The sequence below is a fragment of the Sphaerisporangium perillae genome, assembly GCF_023276435.1.
Lineage (GTDB): Bacteria > Actinomycetota > Actinomycetes > Streptosporangiales > Streptosporangiaceae > Sphaerisporangium > Sphaerisporangium perillae.
This window is the reverse complement of record NZ_JALLPO010000039.1, coordinates 21,146-36,567: the sequence shown is the minus strand read 5'-3', so window position 1 is coordinate 36,567 and position 15,422 is coordinate 21,146. Positions and strand designations below refer to the sequence as shown.

The window sequence follows — 15,422 nt, the reverse complement described above, 5'->3', positions numbered from 1 at the left end:
GCGCACAGGTGAAGGGGCGTCGAACAGGCGATGACCACGCAGCCAGATCACCCGAGTCCGTCGGACCGGCCGCAGGACCGCACGGAGCAGGGCCCGTACGACGGCGTTCCCAGCTGCTACCGGCACCCCGACCGCGAGACCTACGTGCGCTGCCAGCGGTGCGATCGCCCGATCTGCCCCGACTGCATGCGGGTGGCCTCGGTCGGGCACCAGTGCGTGGAGTGCGTGCGCGAGGGGAGCAGGTCCGTCCGCCGGGCGGAGGCGCCGTTCGGCGGCAGGCCCGTCACGACGCCGGTCGTCACGTGGACGCTGGTGGCGATCAACGTGCTGGCCTACCTCGGCGAGGTGGTCAACGCCCCGCAGGTCCTCGGCCGGTTCCAGATGTCGGCCGACTACGTCGCCGCCGGCGAGTGGTGGCGGCTGTTCACTGGAGCCTTCCTGCACGCGCCGCCGCCGACCTACTGGCACATCCTGTTCAACATGTGGGCCCTGTACGTCATCGGCCCGCAACTGGAGAGGATGCTCGGCTCGGCCCGGTTCGCGGGCGTCTACCTGCTGTCGGCGCTCGGCGGGTCGGTCGCGGTCTACCTCTTCGGGTCCGCCGCCGTCGGCGCCTCGGGCGCGATCTACGGCCTGTTCGGCGCGATGTTCGTGGTCGCCCGCCGCCTCGGCTACGACGTCAGCGGCGTGCTCTGGCTGATCGGGATCAACGTGGTGCTGACCTTCGTGATCCCGGGGATCAGCTGGCAGGGACACCTCGGCGGCCTGGTCACCGGAACGCTCGTGACGGCCCTGTTCGCCTACGCGCCCGCCAAGAAGCGCAGCGCGTTCCAACTCGGCACGGCGCTCGCGGTGCTCGTCGCCTGCGTGCTGCTGGTGGCCGCTTTGCCGCCCTTGGGGGGGTAGAAGCCGCAGGTGGCGGGCTGCTTCCCCAGGTTGTGGATAAAACCTGTGGAAAACCGTCACCCGCCGTGCGGTCCGTCCGGCTCTACCGCCAGCGTGTGGACAGGATCACGCCGAAGATGATCAGGACGAAGCCCACCGCCAGGTTCCAGTTGCCCAGGACTCCGATGCCCGGCGCCGTTGGCATGATGTAGAAGACCGCGATCCACAGGATGCCGACGATCCACGAGATGACCATCAGCGGTGCCAGCCAGCGGGGGCTCACCTTGACCTGCTGCGACTTCTGCGGCGGGGTGTAGACCGCCTTCTTGCGAGTGTGAGACTTGGGCACGGCAGCTCTCCTGATGGGGACCCGCTCGGTTGTCGCGGGCTCTGGCAGCCAGCGTAATCGCTGGTGTAGGAAGACCCGAGTAAGCCTAGTCGGCGCAGGCGGCGAACGGCGATTCCAGCGCAAAATGTGAGTCAAGCGCCGATCGTCGCCGGGACGGTGCCGGAAGCCGTGCCTACGCTGGCTGCACAGGTGTGACCGGCACGCCTGCAGCCCCCGGTCCGGATACTTCGTGATCATGCCGTCTGCTGTGGATGGATGCAACTAGGTGAACAGGCCTGACGAGCGGCCCGGAGAGAGCCCTGAGGAGCCCAGGACGCCCCGCCACCGCCGTGACGGGGAGCGGCGCCGCCACGGCACCGCCTGGCCCCCGTGAGGGCGCTGCTGCGCACCTGCGGAGAGCTCAGCATCACCGTAGGCGTCATCATGTTGCTGTTCTGCGGCTACCTGCTGTGGGGGACCAGCTCCTACACCGAGTGGTACCAGCGCATCCTCAAGCAGCAGCTCCACGAGACGACGAAACTCGCGAAGCTCGACAAGCTGGGCAAGCTCGACCTGGGCCGCGCGGTCGGGCTGATCAGGATCCCCCGCCTGGGCCGGAGCTACGAGTACGCCATCCTCGAAGGCGTCACCTCCGAGGACCTGCGCCGGGGGCCGGGACACTATCCGGGCACGGCCAGGCCCGGCAAGATCGGGAACTTCGTCCTTTCGGGTCACCGGACGACCTACGCCGCGCCGTTCAACCGCATCGACGAGCTCCGCCGCGGCGACGACATCATCATCGACGCCCCCGAGGCCCGGTACACCTACCGCGTCTCCGGCAAGCAGGTCGTCCTGCCGACGGACGTGGACGTCATCGCCCCCGTGCCCAACCATCCGGACGCGCGGCCCACCCAGGCGGTCATCACGCTCACGACCTGCCATCCGGAGTACTCCGCCCGGCAACGGCTCGTCGTCTACGGGGTCCTGTCCGGCAAGCGCGACCGCAGCACCGGCTGAGGCGTCGCACCCGGACGGCGAGCGGCCCTTGGCACACCGATCAGCTCCTGGAAGCGAGGCAGCCGATGTACGGATGGATCTGGCGCGTCATCCCCGGAGGCACCGGGGTCAAGCTGGCGACGGTCCTGGTGCTGGCAGGTGGCGCGGGGGCCGTACTCTGGTATTTCGTGTTCCCTCTGATGGAGCCGCACGTCCCTCTCGACAGGGTGACCGTAGGCCGATGACCCGCGTACTCGTCGTGGACAACCATGACAGTTTCGTCCACACGATCGTGCAGTACCTCCGCGAGCTGGGCGCCGAGTGCGACGTCCGGCCGCGCGACCACGTGCGCGTCCAGGACGCCGAGGGCTTCGACGGGGTCGTCATCAGCCCCGGTCCCGGCACGCCGGAGGCGGCGGGGGTGAGCGTCCCCCTGGTGACCTTCTGCGCCGAGCGCGACCTTCCCCTGCTCGGCGTCTGCCTCGGCCACCAGGCCATCGCCGTCGCCTACGGCGGCGTCGTCGCCCGCGCGCCGGAGCTGATGCACGGGCGCACCAGCGAGATCCGCCACGACGGCAGGGGAGTGTTCGAGGGGCTGCCCTCGCCGGTCACCATGACGCGCTACCACTCGCTCGCCGTCGTGCCGGGCACCATGCCCGAGGTTCTCGAGGTCACCGCCGTCACCGACACCGGGGTCATCATGGGGCTCAGGCACAGCGCCGCCCCCATCGAGGGCGTGCAGTTCCACCCCGAATCCGTGCTGTCTCACCACGGGCACGAACTTCTCGCGAATTGGCTCGCCCAAATCATGTAACGCCGGGCCCCTTTCTAACGACTACCGGATGAGGGTCTCCGCCGTCGCCCCCGAGCGGCGGAGATCCTCTTCTCATGTCCCCGCCCGCCGGCGCGGGTCCCGGCGGCGTCGAGCCCCGCTCCGCCGCTCAGTAAGCGCGTAGCCCCTCTCTCACCCACTCCGGTCCAGGCGCGCCACAGAGGCCGGAAAGACGACAAGGCCCCTCCCCGCTGCGGGGAGGGGCCTTGTCGCAGTGACGCGGTAGGGCGGGGCGTCAGTTGCCGAAGTTGTCCGCCGGCGGGTCGCTGAACGGGTCGTCGGTCGGCTGGTCGGACGGCGGCTGGTCGGTCGGCTCGGTCGGCTGGTCGGTCGGCTCGTCGGTCGGGAAGGTCTCCTGGGGGGGACCTGCGGACACCACCAGGGTGATCGTCGTACCGGGCGTCAGCTTGGAACCGGGCCGCGGGCTCTGGCTGATGACGTTGCCCTCGGGAACGTCCGCGCTCGTCTGCCGGACCGGCTTGACCTTGAAGCCGGCGCCCTTCAGCGTGGCCGTCGCGTCCGCCAGGGTCTGGCCGGTGACATCGGGGACCTCGGTCTGCTGCTTGGGCACGTAGATCTTGACGATGCTGTTCTCGTCGACCTTCTCGCCGGCGGCCGGTTTGGACTGGAAGACCTTCTCCTGCTCCTTGCCGGAGACGACGGGCACGACCTGCGCCTTGAGGTTGTTGGCCTCCAGGGTCTGCGTGGCCTCGTCCACGGTGCTGCCGATCACATCGGGCACGACCACCTGCTTGAGGCCCTTGGAGACCATGAGCTTGACGGTGTCGCCCTTGGCGACCTGCTGGCCGGCGGCCGGGTCGGTGCCGATGACGACGCCCTTGTCGATGTCGGCGTTGAACTCCTCGACGACCTCGACCTTCAGGCCCTCGGCCTCGAGCTTGGCCTTCGCGGCCTCCATCGTCTGGTTCTTCACCAGCGGGATCGAGACCTGGGTCGCCGTGTCCTTGGTGCCGGGAGAGCTCAGGAAGGCGTATCCGACGCCGATGAAGGCGCCGATCACGATCAGCGGGATGAGGATCCACGCGGCCGTCTTGAGCGCGGTGTTCCCCCCCGAGGCGGCGCGGCGGCGCTCGTAGCGGCCGCCGCCGGCCTGCGTGGGGGCGTACTCGTAGGCCGGGACGGCGTTGGTGCGCTGGGTGGCGGGGCCGCCCGGCGCGTTGAGCGTGCGGGTCTGCTGGCCCGTGTAGTTGTTGTTGCTGAGGGCCATCGTGTGGGCGGCGTCGACCGGCATGCCGGACATGGCGCGCTGGATGTCCGCCCGCATCTCGGCCGCGCTCTGGTAGCGGTGCGCGGGGTCCTTGGCCATGGCCTTCAGGACGATCGCGTCGGCCCACTTGGGGATGTCGGGATCGATCTGCGACGGCGGGATCGGGTCCTCGCGCACGTGCTGGTAGGCGATCGCCACCGGGGAGTCGCCGGTGAACGGCGGCTGGCCGGTGAGCAGCTCGTACAGCACGCAGCCTGTGGAGTAGATGTCGCTGCGGGCGTCCACGCGCTCGCCTCTGGCCTGCTCGGGCGAGAGGTACTGAGCCGTGCCGATGACCTGCGCCGTCTGCGTCATGGTCGCGGCGGAGTCGGCCATCGCGCGCGCGATGCCGAAGTCCATGACCTTGACGTCGCCGGCGAGCGTGATCATCACGTTGGCGGGCTTGATGTCCCGGTGGACGATGCCGCCGCGGTGGCTGTAGTCGAGGGCACGAAGGATGCCGTCGACCAGCTCGGCCGCCCGTTCGGGCAGCAGGCGCCGGTCGGCCCGCAGCAGGTCGCGGAGCGTACGCCCGTCGACGAACTCCATGACGATGTACGGCACGGGAGTGCCTTCCGTCATGTCCTCGCCGGTGTCGTACACCGCCACGATCGAAGGGTGGTTCAAGGACGCCGCGGACTGTGCCTCACGGCGGAAACGGGCCTGAAAGGTGTGGTCTCTCGCCAGGTCGGCACGCAGTGTCTTGATGGCGACAACGCGGTCCAGCCGGATGTCCCGGGCGCGATACACCTCGGCCATGCCGCCGCGCCCGACGACCCCGTCGAGCTCATAGCGACCACCGAGTAGCCGAGGCTGAGTCATTTCCTGCACTGTCCCTTGCCGTTCATCTTGGGTACCGGCCCGCGGTGCGGCTGCCGGTGTCCATCATCGACCCCTCGCCGCATTACGTCTCCCCGTTCGGGGGGATTGTGGTGCTTGCGGATGAGGTGGGGCTTGGCGTCTCACTCGGCGTGGGGGTCGGTGTGGGCGTCGGAGTAGGGGTCGGAGTAGCGGACGGGGTGGGCTTCGGCGTCCGGGTGCGAGTTGGCTTCGCCGATGTGATTACCGTAGCCGACCGTGACACCGTCGGCTTGACAGGCTTCACGGGTTTCGGTGGAACCGATGCCGTCGGGGTCCTCGACGGGGCCGGAGACGACACAGGGCCATCGGTCACCGGTTTGGCCGGCGTGGTCGGCCCCCCTCCGTCGAGCCCCAGCTCAGGGAGGCCGCCGGCCGCCAGCGCGCCGAACCCGACCGCCGCCGCGCAGCCCGCGACCGCGAACAGCCCGATGGCCGAGCGCCGGCGCCGCCGCCGGGGCGGCGCGGTGACCGGCCGAGAGTGCACGGGGCCCGCCGGCGGGCGGCCGATGCGCGTCGGTGTGGCGGGCGAGACGCCGGCGGTGGTGCCGTCGTACCCGGCGGCGGCGGTGGGGTTCTCGTACAGCCCGGCGAAGTCGCCGGGCGTGCGGCCGGCGGCGGTGCCCCATCGACCGGCCGCTTCGCTCCCGGCGAACAGGTCGCCGGACTCCTCGATCGCCTTGCGGATCGCGAAACCCGACGGATCGGTCAGCATGCTGAGATGCGACTCACTCACGTGGGCGAGGGAGTCGCGCAGCACCATCGCCCGGTCGGCGAGCTCGCGCGCGGTGGCGGGCCGGTGCTCGGCGGCCTTCGCCAGCATGGCGACGACCAGGTCGCGCACGGACCGCGGCACGGACTCCGGGAGCGGGGGCACCTGCTCGTTCAGGTGACGCAGCGCGATAGCGACCTGGTTGCCGCCCGTGAAGGGCGGCTGCCCGGTCAGGCACTCGTAGGCCACGACGCCGAGGGAGTACAGGTCGGTGGACGGGGTGAGCGTGCTGCCGGACGCCTGTTCGGGGCTGACGTACTGGGCGGTGCCGAGCACGGTGCCCGTCATGGTCATGCGGGAGCCCTCAAGGGCGCGCGCGATGCCGAAGTCGGTGATCTTGATGGTGCCGGTCTCGGTGACGAGCAGGTTGCCCGGCTTGATGTCGCGGTGGATGATGCCCGACCGGTGCGCGGTGTACAGGGCCCGTGCCGTCTGGCCGATGACGTCGAGGGTGACCTCGGGGCTGAGCGTGCCGTTGCGGGCCAGGATCGCCGACAGGGGTTCCCCGGGAACCAGCTCCATCACCAGGTAGGCGATCTCGTCCTGCTCGCCGTAGTCGAAGACCTGGGCGATGCCGGCGTCGGCCAGGCCGGCGGTGATGCGGGCCTCGTTGCGGAAGCGCTCGCGGAACTCCGGATCGGCGGCCACGTGCGCGCGCAGCAGCTTCACCGCGACGTCCCGGCCCAGCAGCTCGTCCGAGGCGCGCCAGACCTCGCCCATGCCGCCGGTCGCGATGCGCCCGGTGAGCCGGTAGCGGTTGTTCAGCACCCGGTTGGCGAAGGTCACTACTGGAGCACCGCCTGCATCACGTCGTGCGCGATGGGCGCCGCGACGGCACCTCCGGTGGCGTCGTTGCCGGCGCTGCCGGACTCGACGAACACCGCGACCGCGATCTTCGGGTCCTCGGCGGGAGCGAAGGAGATGAACCAGGCGTGCGACGCGGCGCCCTTGGCGGTCTCGGCGGTGCCGGTCTTGCCCGCCACCGTGATGCCGGGAAGCTGCGCGGCCGTGCCGGTGCCGTTCTGCACCACGCTGATCATCATCTGCCGGAGCTTGTCGGCGGTGTCAGGGGTGATCGCCTCGTCGAGCTCCTGCGGGCGCGCGCTGTCGATCTCGTCGCCGTCCGGGCTGACGATCTTGTTCACGAGGTAGGGCTTCATGACCTTGCCCTCGTTGGCGACGGCGGCGGCCACCACGGCCATCTGGAGCGGGGTCATCTGGTTGCTGCGCTGCCCGATGGCGGTCTGTGCCAGCGCGGCCTTGCCCTCGTCGGGGCCGATGTCGCTCTTGACCACGTTCAGCGGGATGCTCATCTCCTGGCCGATGCCGAACTTCGCGGCCTGCTCCTGGAGCTTGTCGTAGCCCATCTCCAGCGCCATGGAGCCGAACGCCGTGTTGCACGAGATCGTCAGCGCGTCGATCAGCGTCGCGCGGCCGCCGCACGACTCGCCGTGGTAGTTGCGCAGGCCGATGGTGGTGCCCGGCAGCGGCAGGACGTTCGGCGCGTCCACGGTGGTGTTGACGTCTCGGGTGCCGTCCTCGCTGAGGTAGGCCGCCGAGGTGATCACCTTGAACGTCGACCCGGGAGCGTAGGTCTTGCTGGTCGCCCGGTTGATCAGCGGCTCGTTGTCGTCGGCGTTGAGCTTGTTGTACGCCTTCGCGGCCTTGGCCTTGTTCGGCACGGCCATGGTGTTCGGGTCGTAGCTCGGCACCGACACCATGGTGAGGACCGCGCCGGTCTTCGGGTCGAGCGCCACGACGGCGCCGCGCTTGCCGCTCTTCTGCAGGTCCTCGTAGGCGATCTTCTGGGCCTTGGGCACCAGGGTCAGGTCTACGGCGGCCCCGCGGGTCGGCTTGCTCGTGATGAGGTCGACCGTGCGCCGGACGAACAGATCGGGGTGGGTGCCGTTGAGGTAGGAGTTCTCAGCGCTCTCGATGCCCCGCTCGCTCTCAGGGGCGAAGAACCCGAGGACCGGGGCGTACACCGGGCCGTCGATGTACTTGCGCTGGAACCGGAAGTCGCCGCCGACGTCGACCGACTTGGCGAGCGTCTCGCCGCCCGCGGTGATCAGGCCGCGCTCGCTCTCGTAGCGCGCGAAGAAGCTCCGCGTGTTGCGGTTGTCCGAGCGGAGCTCGTCGGCCTTCACGGCCTGAAGGTAGTTGATGTTGATCATCAACAGGCCGAACATCAGTAGGCAGGCCACCGCTGCCCGCTTGAGCGTGCCGTTCATCGCTGGAACACCTGCGTCAGTCCTTCGTCCTGGATCGCCTGCGGCGGTGGCCGTCGTGCCGCGTCTGACATGCGTACCAGCAGCGCGATAAGGATCCAGTTAGCCAGGAGGGCGGATCCGCCCTGCGACATGAACGGCGTGACCAGGCCTGTCAGGGGAATCAGGTTGGTCACGCCTCCGACGATGATGAACACCTGCCAGGCCAGGATGAACGACAGGCCGCCCGCCAGCAGCTTGCTGAACGGGTCGCGGGCCGCGATGGCGGTGCGCAGGCCGCGCTCGACGATCAGGGCGTACACCATGAGCAGGGCCATCAGGCCGGTGAGCCCGAGCTCCTCGCCCGTGGCGGCGAAGATGAAGTCCGAGAACGACAGCGGGATCAGCCAGGGATGGCCCTGGCCCAGCCCCGTGCCGAGGATGCCGCCGGACCCCATGCCGAACAGGCCCTGCATCAACTGCCCGCTGCCGCCCGTGCGGTAGAAGAGGGCCGGGTCGCTCGGGTTGAGCCAGACCTCGAAGCGGTCGCCGACGTGGCTGAACAACTGGCCGGCGATGAACGCGCCGCCGGCGAACAGCAGCACGCCGATGAGGACCCACGACGTGCGCTGCGTGGCGATGTAGAGCATCGCGATGAAAGCGCCGAACAGCAGCAGCGAGGTGCCGAGGTCCTTCTCCAGGACCAGGACGCCGACGCTGACGACCCAGGTGATGAGCACGGGCCCGAGGTCGCGGGCGCGGGGCAGGTCGATGAAGAGCAGGCGGCGCCCGGCGAGCGCCAGCACGTCACGCTTGGCGACGAGGTAGCCCGCGAAGAACACGACCAGCGCCAGCTTGGCGAACTCGCCCGGCTGGATGGAGAAACCCCCGATTTCGATCCAGATGCGGGCGCCGTTGATCTGCTTGCCCAGGAAGGGCGTCAGAGGCAGGATCAGCAGCCCGAGACCCACGAAACCCGCGGTGTACGTCATCCGCTGCAGCGCGCGGTGGTCGCGCAGCACGATCAGCGTGATGGAGAACATGACGATGCCGAGGGCGGTCCAGAAGAGCTGGGTGTTCGCCGAGGCGAGCCGCGTGGCCAGCTCGAGGCGATAGATCATCACCAGGCCGATGCCGTTGACCAGCGTCACCAGCGGAAGAATGAGGGGATCGGCCCAGGGGGCGAACTTCGCCAGCACGAAGTAGGCGGCCAGCATCAGACCGCCGAGGCCGAGGCCGTAGCCCAGCATGCCGGCGGGAACCTTGCCGCCCTCGCCCAGCCCGACGTTGGCGTAGGCGACCATGACGATCGCGACGGCGAAGGCGAGCATGATGAGCTGCGCCCCCCGCCGTTTGGCGGTCATGGGGACGGCCGCGACGTCGTCTACGGCACTCACTTACGAGGACTCCGTGGCGCTGGGGGAAGGTGACGGCTGGGTGGTCTTCTGGTCGCCACCGGATTTGGCCTTCAAGTCGTTGATCTTCGTCTGTCCTGCCTGGAGGTCGGCTACGGGGATGCCCCGCCGCACCTGTTCACGCTCCGGCTCGGGGATGGAGGACACCGACAGGCCGGTGCTCTGGGCTACGGAGTTCAGTTGGATCGGTCCGATGGTGGTGTCCACCCCGCGAAACAACACTAGCTCGTCGCCTTGAGCGCCCACGTAGTACTGATCCTGGGTCCACCTGTATCCGAAATAGCCACCACCCCCCACGACCACCACGAGAAGGCCGACCACGGTCACCGCGACCGGCCACAGCCGCCGTCGCCTGACACGCCGCGGGGCGGCCACGGCGTTCGCCGCCGGGCCGCCCGCGGGCTCGTCAAGGTCGTCGTCCACGATCACTGGCTGCGGCGCGGTGATCGTGGACGCGCGTCCAGCCGGTGTGTCGGGAGGCTGGGAGCGGAGCCGGTTGGACCCGGCGGCGCCCACGACCGCGGCGTCACCCGCCACGACCTGGCCCTCCTCGATCTCGACGACGTCGGCGACGATGCAGGTGATGTTGTCGGGGCCACCGCCCCGGTTGGCGAGGTCGATGAGCTGCCGGACCACCGACTCGGGCTCCTCGACCGTGGTCAACGTGTGATGCAGGGTCTCGGCGCTGACGACGCTGGAAAGGCCGTCGGAGCACAGGAGATAGCGGTCGTTGATCTGAGCCTCGCGAAGCGAGAGGTCGGGATCGACCTCGCCGCTGCCGTCGAGGGCCCGGAGCAGAATCGAACGCTGCGGATGGCTGGCGGCTTCCTCCTGCGTGATCCTTCCGTCGTCCACCAGCGACTGCACCAACGTGTGATCGTGTGTGATCTGGTACAGCTCGCCGTTGCGGAGCAGGTAGGCGCGGGAGTCGCCGACGTGGACGAGGGCGACGCGGGTGCCCGACCACAGCATGGCCGTGAGAGTGGTCCCCATGCCCTTGAGGCTGGGATCACGGCCGACCATCTCGTGCAGCTTGCGATTGGCATCGCGCACCGCGGCCTCGATGGCGCTGAGCAGGTCACCCCCGGAGGCGTCCCGGTCAAGGGACGACATGGCGGTGATGGCGACCGAACTGGCCACCTCACCGTGAGCGTGCCCGCCCATGCCGTCTGCGACGGCGAGCAGGCGCGGGCTCGCGTACGCGGAGTCCTCGTTTCCTTCGCGGAGGAGGCCGACGTCCGAGCGGGCGGCGTAGCGGAGTGCGATTGTCATTTGCGCAATTCGATGACGGTTTTACCGATGCGGATCGGCTGGCCGAGGTGCACCGGAGTCGGGCGGGTCACTTTGGAGCGGTCGAGATACGTGCCGTTGGTCGAGCCGAGGTCTTCCACGATCCACTGACCGTCCTGGGGGAACAGCCGGGCGTGCCGGCTGGAAGCGTAATCGTCGCTGAGTACCAGCGTGGCGTCATTCGCCCGACCGATAGTGATTGGCGTCTCCGTGAGGTTGATGATGGTTCCTTGGAGGGGACCACCCGTAACGACCAGTTGTTTCGGCTCCCCCTTCTTCGGCTTGGCCGGTTGACGTGCGGGTTTGCCAGGCTTGCGCGCGACCGCCGCGGCGGCCGAGCGTGAGCCGAACAAGTCTGTCCGGATCACACCCACCGCGGCAATCACAAAGAACCACAGCACCGCGAGGAACGCGAGCCGGATCAGCAGCAGAGTGAGCTCGGACATGGACCGTCTGTCTACCCTTAATCCCGCCGGAACACCAGAGTCGTGCGCCCCAAGGTCACGCGGGTGCCGTCCTGGAGCTCGATCCGGCGAACCGGCTGGCCGTTGACGAATGTGCCGTTCGTTGAACCGAGATCTACGAGGGCGACAGTCAGGCCCTCGACTCTGAGCTCGGCATGGTGCCTGGAGACGCCCGGATCCACCAGCCGCAGATCGCAGTCGGTGCCCCGTCCTAGAAGCGTCACAGGGGTCGTCAGCTCGAATGACCGCTGGCCCTGCGGGTCGTCCTGAGTGGACACCAGCAGGCGTGGGCGGCCGCCGAACGCGCTGGGCTTGCTCGCGGGAAGATCGCTGACCGGCTGCCGGATCTCGTCCTGCTCCACCGTCGCGCCCCGGATGACTCCCGAGCGGATGCGGAACAGGCCGACCGCGAGGTCGTCCGCGGTCTCGAAGCGAACCCGGACAGGTCCCACGAACGAGTACCCCTGCTCCTTGGCGTACTCCCTGGCGAGGTTCGCGAGCTCGTGACCGATGCTGTCGGCGTACACCTCCAGTCGCTCGCTGTCGGTCGTGGACAGCTCCACCACGAAGTCGTTGGGCACAAGAGTGCGACCCTGCGCCACGATCGCGGCTCGTTCGTCCATCTCCCGCTGAACCGCGCTGGCGACCTCGACCGGCTGAAGGTCAGATTTGAACGCCCGCGCAAAGGCCCCCTCAACCAAGCCCTCGAGCCTTCGCTCGAAGCGCTGAAGGACTCCCACCGGGTACCTCCCTTCCTCCATCGTCTAGGAGGATCGTATCCGGGTTCGGTGGCATGCACGGATCCGTGCTAGCCTTTCCACGCACTCAAAGAGGGCGAGTGGCGGAACGGCAGACGCGCACGGTTCAGGTCCGTGTGTCCGAAAGGATGTGAGGGTTCAAATCCCTCCTCGCCCACTAGGGCCCCGGCTGGTCGAAGTAAAACTTCTTCCCACGGGGCCTTTGTGTTAGTCCAGGGGGACACCCCCTGGAACCCCCGAGCCCCGGCGGGTCGAAGTAAAACTTCTTCCCACGGGGCCTTTGTGTTAGTCCAGGGGGACACCCCCTGGAACCCCCGAGCCCCGGCGGGTCGAAGCGAAGCTTCTTCCGACGGGGCTTTTGCGTTCGTCCAGGCGGGCATCTCCTGGGGCTCCAGACTGCCGGACGGGTAAGGCAAAGTTTTCTCCCGCGAACCTTCTGCGCTCGCCCAAGGGGCCGCGAAGGGTGTGGCGGTCGCTGTCATCGTCGGTCCTCCGGGGAGATGCGTGGTCAAGGAGTCGACCCCTGGAACCCCCGAAGGTTCGAGGTCTCGTGCTCCCGATGGGCGTTACCCCATATGGCGCACAAGACACCCCTGTGACGAAGAGGCTTCGATCAAGGTAGCCGCCGGCGCCCAGGGAGAGAAGCCCCGGCGGGTCCTCTTAACCCTTCCTACACGTCCGTCGTGGTCGCCCCACCCCGAATGTCTAACCCCCGCGGCTTTCAGATCGCTTTCTGCGGGCTTGCACGCGCGACGCCCGCCCGGGCCCGTACGGGCTCCAGGGCGGACGGGCGCGCGCCCGGGCTACCTCGCCTGGGCGGCGGTGCGCTGACGGTCGAGGCCGGCGGCGCGGGGCGTCCGGGTGTTGAGCAGTTCGCCGACGAGGTCGGTGAGGCTGACCATGCCGGTGACCCGGCCGTCCTTGCCCGTCACGAGGCCCAGATGGGCGTGAGCGTCCTGGAGGCGTTCCACGGCCTCAGGGATGGTCGTGGACGGCTGGAGGCGCGGAGCGGGGCTCATGAGCTCCTCCGGAGGGGTGCCGGGGTTGATCAGGGTGTCGCGCACGTGCAGCACGCCGAGCACGTTCTCGGGGGAGCCGCCGTTGACCAGCAGCCGCAGGTGGCCGCTCGCCGCGGCCACCTCCCGAACGACACCGTCGGCCGTGCCGGCGGGTACGGCGGCGGCGGTCTCGATCGGCACCATCAGCCGCTCGACCGGCTGTGACTGGACGCGCAGCGCACTGGTGAGCAGGTCGTGCTCGTCCCGGTCCAGCAGCCCCATCCGGCCCGACTCGCCGACGAGCATGGCGAGCTGCGGCGGCGTGCGGGTGGTGGCGAGCTCGTCGCGCGGCCGGACGCCGAACGCGCGCAGCAGCCCGTTGGAGAGCCCGTTGAGGGTGGCGAGCACCGGCCGGGCGATCCAGGTGAAGCCGCGGAAGGGCAGCGCGAGGCCCATCGCGGCCTGTTCGGGGTGGGTCAGGGCCCAGGACTTGGGCGCCATCTCCCCCACCACCATGTGCAGGAACGTGATGATCGTCAGGGCGATGACGTACGCGACGCCGACCTCAAGGGACTCCGGGAGGCCGACGAACCCGAAGACCGGCTCGAGCAGGTGCTCGATGGCCGGTTCCGTGACCATGGCCAGGCCCAGGGAGCACAGCGTGATGCCGAGCTGGGCTCCGGCCAGCATGAGCGACAGCTCGCGCGCGTTGCGCAGCGCCGCCCGGCCGGCCGTCCTGGTCAGGCGGCCGCCGCCGGCGGCGGCCTCTTCCAGGCGGTGCCGCCTGCCCGACACCACGGCGAACTCGGCCGCGACGAACAGGCCGTTGCCGAGCAGCAGGACGACGCCCAGGAGCAGTGCGGTCAGGGTGTTCATCGAGCCTCACCGATCATGACGGCGGCGTCGGTGACCCGCGCGAGCCGCACCCGGTCAGGGACCCTGCGCTGGACGTCCAGCACGGTGATCAGAGCGTCTTCCTCGGCGGGGTCCCGGTCCTCCAGCAGGTGGAGCTCGGGCACCAGGGGCACGCTCAGCTCGTCGCCGGGCTGGGCCAGACGTCCGAGGCGGGCCATGATCAGGCCGGCCACGGTCTCGTACTCTTCGCTCTCGGGAAGCTGGAGGCCGGTCGCGCGTTCCACCTCGTCCAGCCGGAGGGTGCCGCGCACGTCCCAGGTGCCGTCGCCCAGGGGGACGGCCTCGGCCGGCTCGGGGTCGTTCTCGTCGATCAGCTCGCCGACGAGCTCCTCGGCCAGGTCCTCCATGGTGACGACGCCGGCGAGGCCGCCGTACTCGTCGATGACGCACGCCAGCTCGCCTTCCGCCGTGCGCATCCGTTCGAGGAGCACGGGCAGCGGCAGCGTGGTGGGCACCAGTAGGGGCGCGTCGGTGATGCCGTCGATGGGCGCGTCGCCCGGCAGCGGCCCGGCGCCGAGCAGCCGGCGCAGGCCGGTCACGCCGACGACGTCACGCCCGTCGGCGCCGAGGACGGGGTAGCGGGAGTGGCCCGACGACTTCATGGCCTCCAGCAGGTCCGAGGCCGGCCGTCCGGCACGCAGCGAGACGACCCGGGGCCGGGGGACCATGACGTCCTCGGCGGTACGGTCGCCGAACTCCAGCGCCCGCTCCAGCAGGTCGGAGAGGCGCCCGGACAGATCGCCGGCCGCCTCGGACTCGGCGATGATGCGCGAGAGCTCCTCGGGGGTCGCGCCGTGCTCCACCTCCTCCACGGGCTCGACGCCGAACAGGCGGAGCAGCCGCGCGGCGGAGGAGTCGAAGAGCCGGATGACCGGGCCCGCGACGGCCAGGTAGACCAGCGTCGGCCGGGACAGCCACTTGGCGAGGGGCTCCGGCCGGGCGATGCCGATGTTCTTCGGCACCAGCTCGCCCAGGACCATCTGGACGATCGTGGCGATCACCAGTCCGAGGGTCACGGCGACGCCGGGAATGGCCGCTTCCGGGACGCCGGCCCCCGAGAGGCCGGGTGTGATCAAAGGGGTGAGCGCCGGTTCGGTGATGAAGCCCACGAGCAGCGTGGTCACGGTGATGCCGAGCTGCGCGCCCGACAACATGAACGAGAGCCTGCCGGTGACCTCCACGGCACGTCCGGCGGCGGCGTCGCCCGAGGCGGCCTGCTGCCGGAGCGTCGCCCGGTCGGCGGCGATGTACGCGAACTCCTGCGCGACGAAGAAGCCGGTCGCGAGGGTGAGAAGAAGTACGGCCGGCAGACCGAGAACCATGGTCACAGGTCTGCCATCCCCGATTGAATTGGGCCCGTGCCGTGGCACGGGCAGGTACTCCACGGGTCCGGAGCGGACACGACTGTCCTTTCGCTAGTTGTCGTCGTTAACCGTA

The 15,422-nt window shown here is 69.4% G+C and carries 14 protein-coding genes and 1 tRNA gene; 5 read left to right on the top strand and 10 right to left on the bottom strand.

All coding sequences use genetic code 11. From position 1 onward, the window contains the following. Positions 1 to 30 precede the first annotated feature (30 nt). On the top strand, positions 31 to 906 hold the full coding sequence (locus MYF83_RS31980; RefSeq protein ID WP_248964482.1) for a rhomboid family intramembrane serine protease: 876 nt from the start codon (positions 31 to 33) through the stop codon (positions 904 to 906). 82 nt (positions 907 to 988) lie between these two features. Here the strand turns inward: MYF83_RS31980 and MYF83_RS31975 are convergent, their stop codons facing one another. Then, positions 989 to 1,234: a cell division protein CrgA gene (locus tag MYF83_RS31975; protein WP_248964481.1), complete on the bottom strand. Its 246-nt coding sequence runs from the start codon at positions 1,232 to 1,234 to the stop codon at positions 989 to 991. Positions 1,235 to 1,603: 369 nt separating this feature from the next. Between MYF83_RS31975 and MYF83_RS31970 the strand changes: the two genes are divergently transcribed. The 3 genes from MYF83_RS31970 to MYF83_RS31960 all read left to right on the top strand — a co-directional run bounded on the left by MYF83_RS31970 (position 1,604) and on the right by MYF83_RS31960 (position 3,023). Further along, positions 1,604 to 2,230, top strand: coding sequence for a class E sortase (locus tag MYF83_RS31970; protein ID WP_248964480.1), 627 nt, complete (start codon positions 1,604 to 1,606; stop codon positions 2,228 to 2,230). A 65-nt stretch (positions 2,231 to 2,295) separates the two neighbouring features. Continuing rightward, positions 2,296 to 2,454: a hypothetical protein gene (locus MYF83_RS31965; RefSeq protein ID WP_248964479.1), complete on the top strand. Its 159-nt coding sequence runs from the start codon at positions 2,296 to 2,298 to the stop codon at positions 2,452 to 2,454. Then, positions 2,451 to 3,023 carry an anthranilate synthase component II gene (locus MYF83_RS31960; RefSeq protein WP_248964478.1) on the top strand — a complete coding sequence of 191 codons (573 nt, stop codon included), beginning with the start codon at positions 2,451 to 2,453 and terminating at the stop codon, positions 3,021 to 3,023. Before MYF83_RS31965 ends, MYF83_RS31960 begins: the two co-directional genes overlap by 4 nt. Positions 3,024 to 3,276: 253 nt before the next feature. Here the strand turns inward: MYF83_RS31960 and pknB are convergent, their stop codons facing one another. The 7 genes from pknB to MYF83_RS31925 form a co-directional block, all read right to left on the bottom strand. Further along, positions 3,277 to 5,130 carry a Stk1 family PASTA domain-containing Ser/Thr kinase gene (gene pknB / locus MYF83_RS31955; RefSeq protein WP_248964477.1) on the bottom strand — a complete coding sequence of 618 codons (1,854 nt, stop codon included), beginning with the start codon at positions 5,128 to 5,130 and terminating at the stop codon, positions 3,277 to 3,279. A gap of 82 nt (positions 5,131 to 5,212) precedes the next feature. Beyond that, positions 5,213 to 6,724, bottom strand: a complete 1,512-nt coding sequence (locus tag MYF83_RS31950; protein WP_248964476.1) for a serine/threonine-protein kinase — start codon at positions 6,722 to 6,724, stop codon at positions 5,213 to 5,215. Further along, entirely contained in the window at positions 6,724 to 8,169 is a 1,446-nt protein-coding gene (locus MYF83_RS31945) for a peptidoglycan D,D-transpeptidase FtsI family protein (protein ID WP_248964475.1), read from the bottom strand. Before MYF83_RS31945 ends, MYF83_RS31950 begins: the two co-directional genes overlap by 1 nt. After that, a complete protein-coding gene (locus tag MYF83_RS31940; protein ID WP_248964538.1) occupies positions 8,166 to 9,509 on the bottom strand; it encodes an FtsW/RodA/SpoVE family cell cycle protein in 1,344 nt (447 codons plus the stop codon). The genes MYF83_RS31945 and MYF83_RS31940 overlap by 4 nt, the downstream gene beginning before the upstream one ends. A 33-nt stretch (positions 9,510 to 9,542) precedes the next feature. Beyond that, positions 9,543 to 10,832, bottom strand: a complete 1,290-nt coding sequence (locus MYF83_RS31935; RefSeq protein WP_248964474.1) for a Stp1/IreP family PP2C-type Ser/Thr phosphatase — start codon at positions 10,830 to 10,832, stop codon at positions 9,543 to 9,545. Continuing rightward, the gene (locus MYF83_RS31930) at positions 10,829 to 11,296 is read right to left on the bottom strand and encodes an FHA domain-containing protein FhaB/FipA (RefSeq protein ID WP_248964473.1); all 468 of its coding nucleotides are present in this window, start codon (positions 11,294 to 11,296) and stop codon (positions 10,829 to 10,831) included. The genes MYF83_RS31935 and MYF83_RS31930 overlap by 4 nt, the downstream gene beginning before the upstream one ends. A gap of 17 nt (positions 11,297 to 11,313) precedes the next feature. Continuing rightward, positions 11,314 to 12,054 (bottom strand): FHA domain-containing protein, encoded by a 741-nt coding sequence (locus tag MYF83_RS31925; protein ID WP_248964472.1) that lies wholly within the window; start codon positions 12,052 to 12,054, stop codon positions 11,314 to 11,316. Between the two features lie 92 nt (positions 12,055 to 12,146). Here MYF83_RS31925 and MYF83_RS31920 point away from each other — a divergent pair. Continuing rightward, positions 12,147 to 12,229: transfer RNA gene (locus MYF83_RS31920), tRNA-Leu, on the top strand. Positions 12,230 to 12,875: 646 nt separating this feature from the next. On the opposite strand, the gene MYF83_RS31915 is transcribed toward MYF83_RS31920, so the two are convergent. Together MYF83_RS31915 and MYF83_RS31910 are read right to left on the bottom strand one after the other, a co-directional pair. Continuing rightward, complete coding sequence (locus MYF83_RS31915) at positions 12,876 to 13,946, bottom strand: hemolysin family protein (protein ID WP_248964471.1); 1,071 nt, start codon at positions 13,944 to 13,946, stop codon at positions 12,876 to 12,878. After that, entirely contained in the window at positions 13,943 to 15,307 is a 1,365-nt protein-coding gene (locus MYF83_RS31910; RefSeq protein ID WP_279340360.1) for a hemolysin family protein, read from the bottom strand. The genes MYF83_RS31915 and MYF83_RS31910 overlap by 4 nt, the downstream gene beginning before the upstream one ends. Positions 15,308 to 15,422 lie beyond the last annotated feature (115 nt).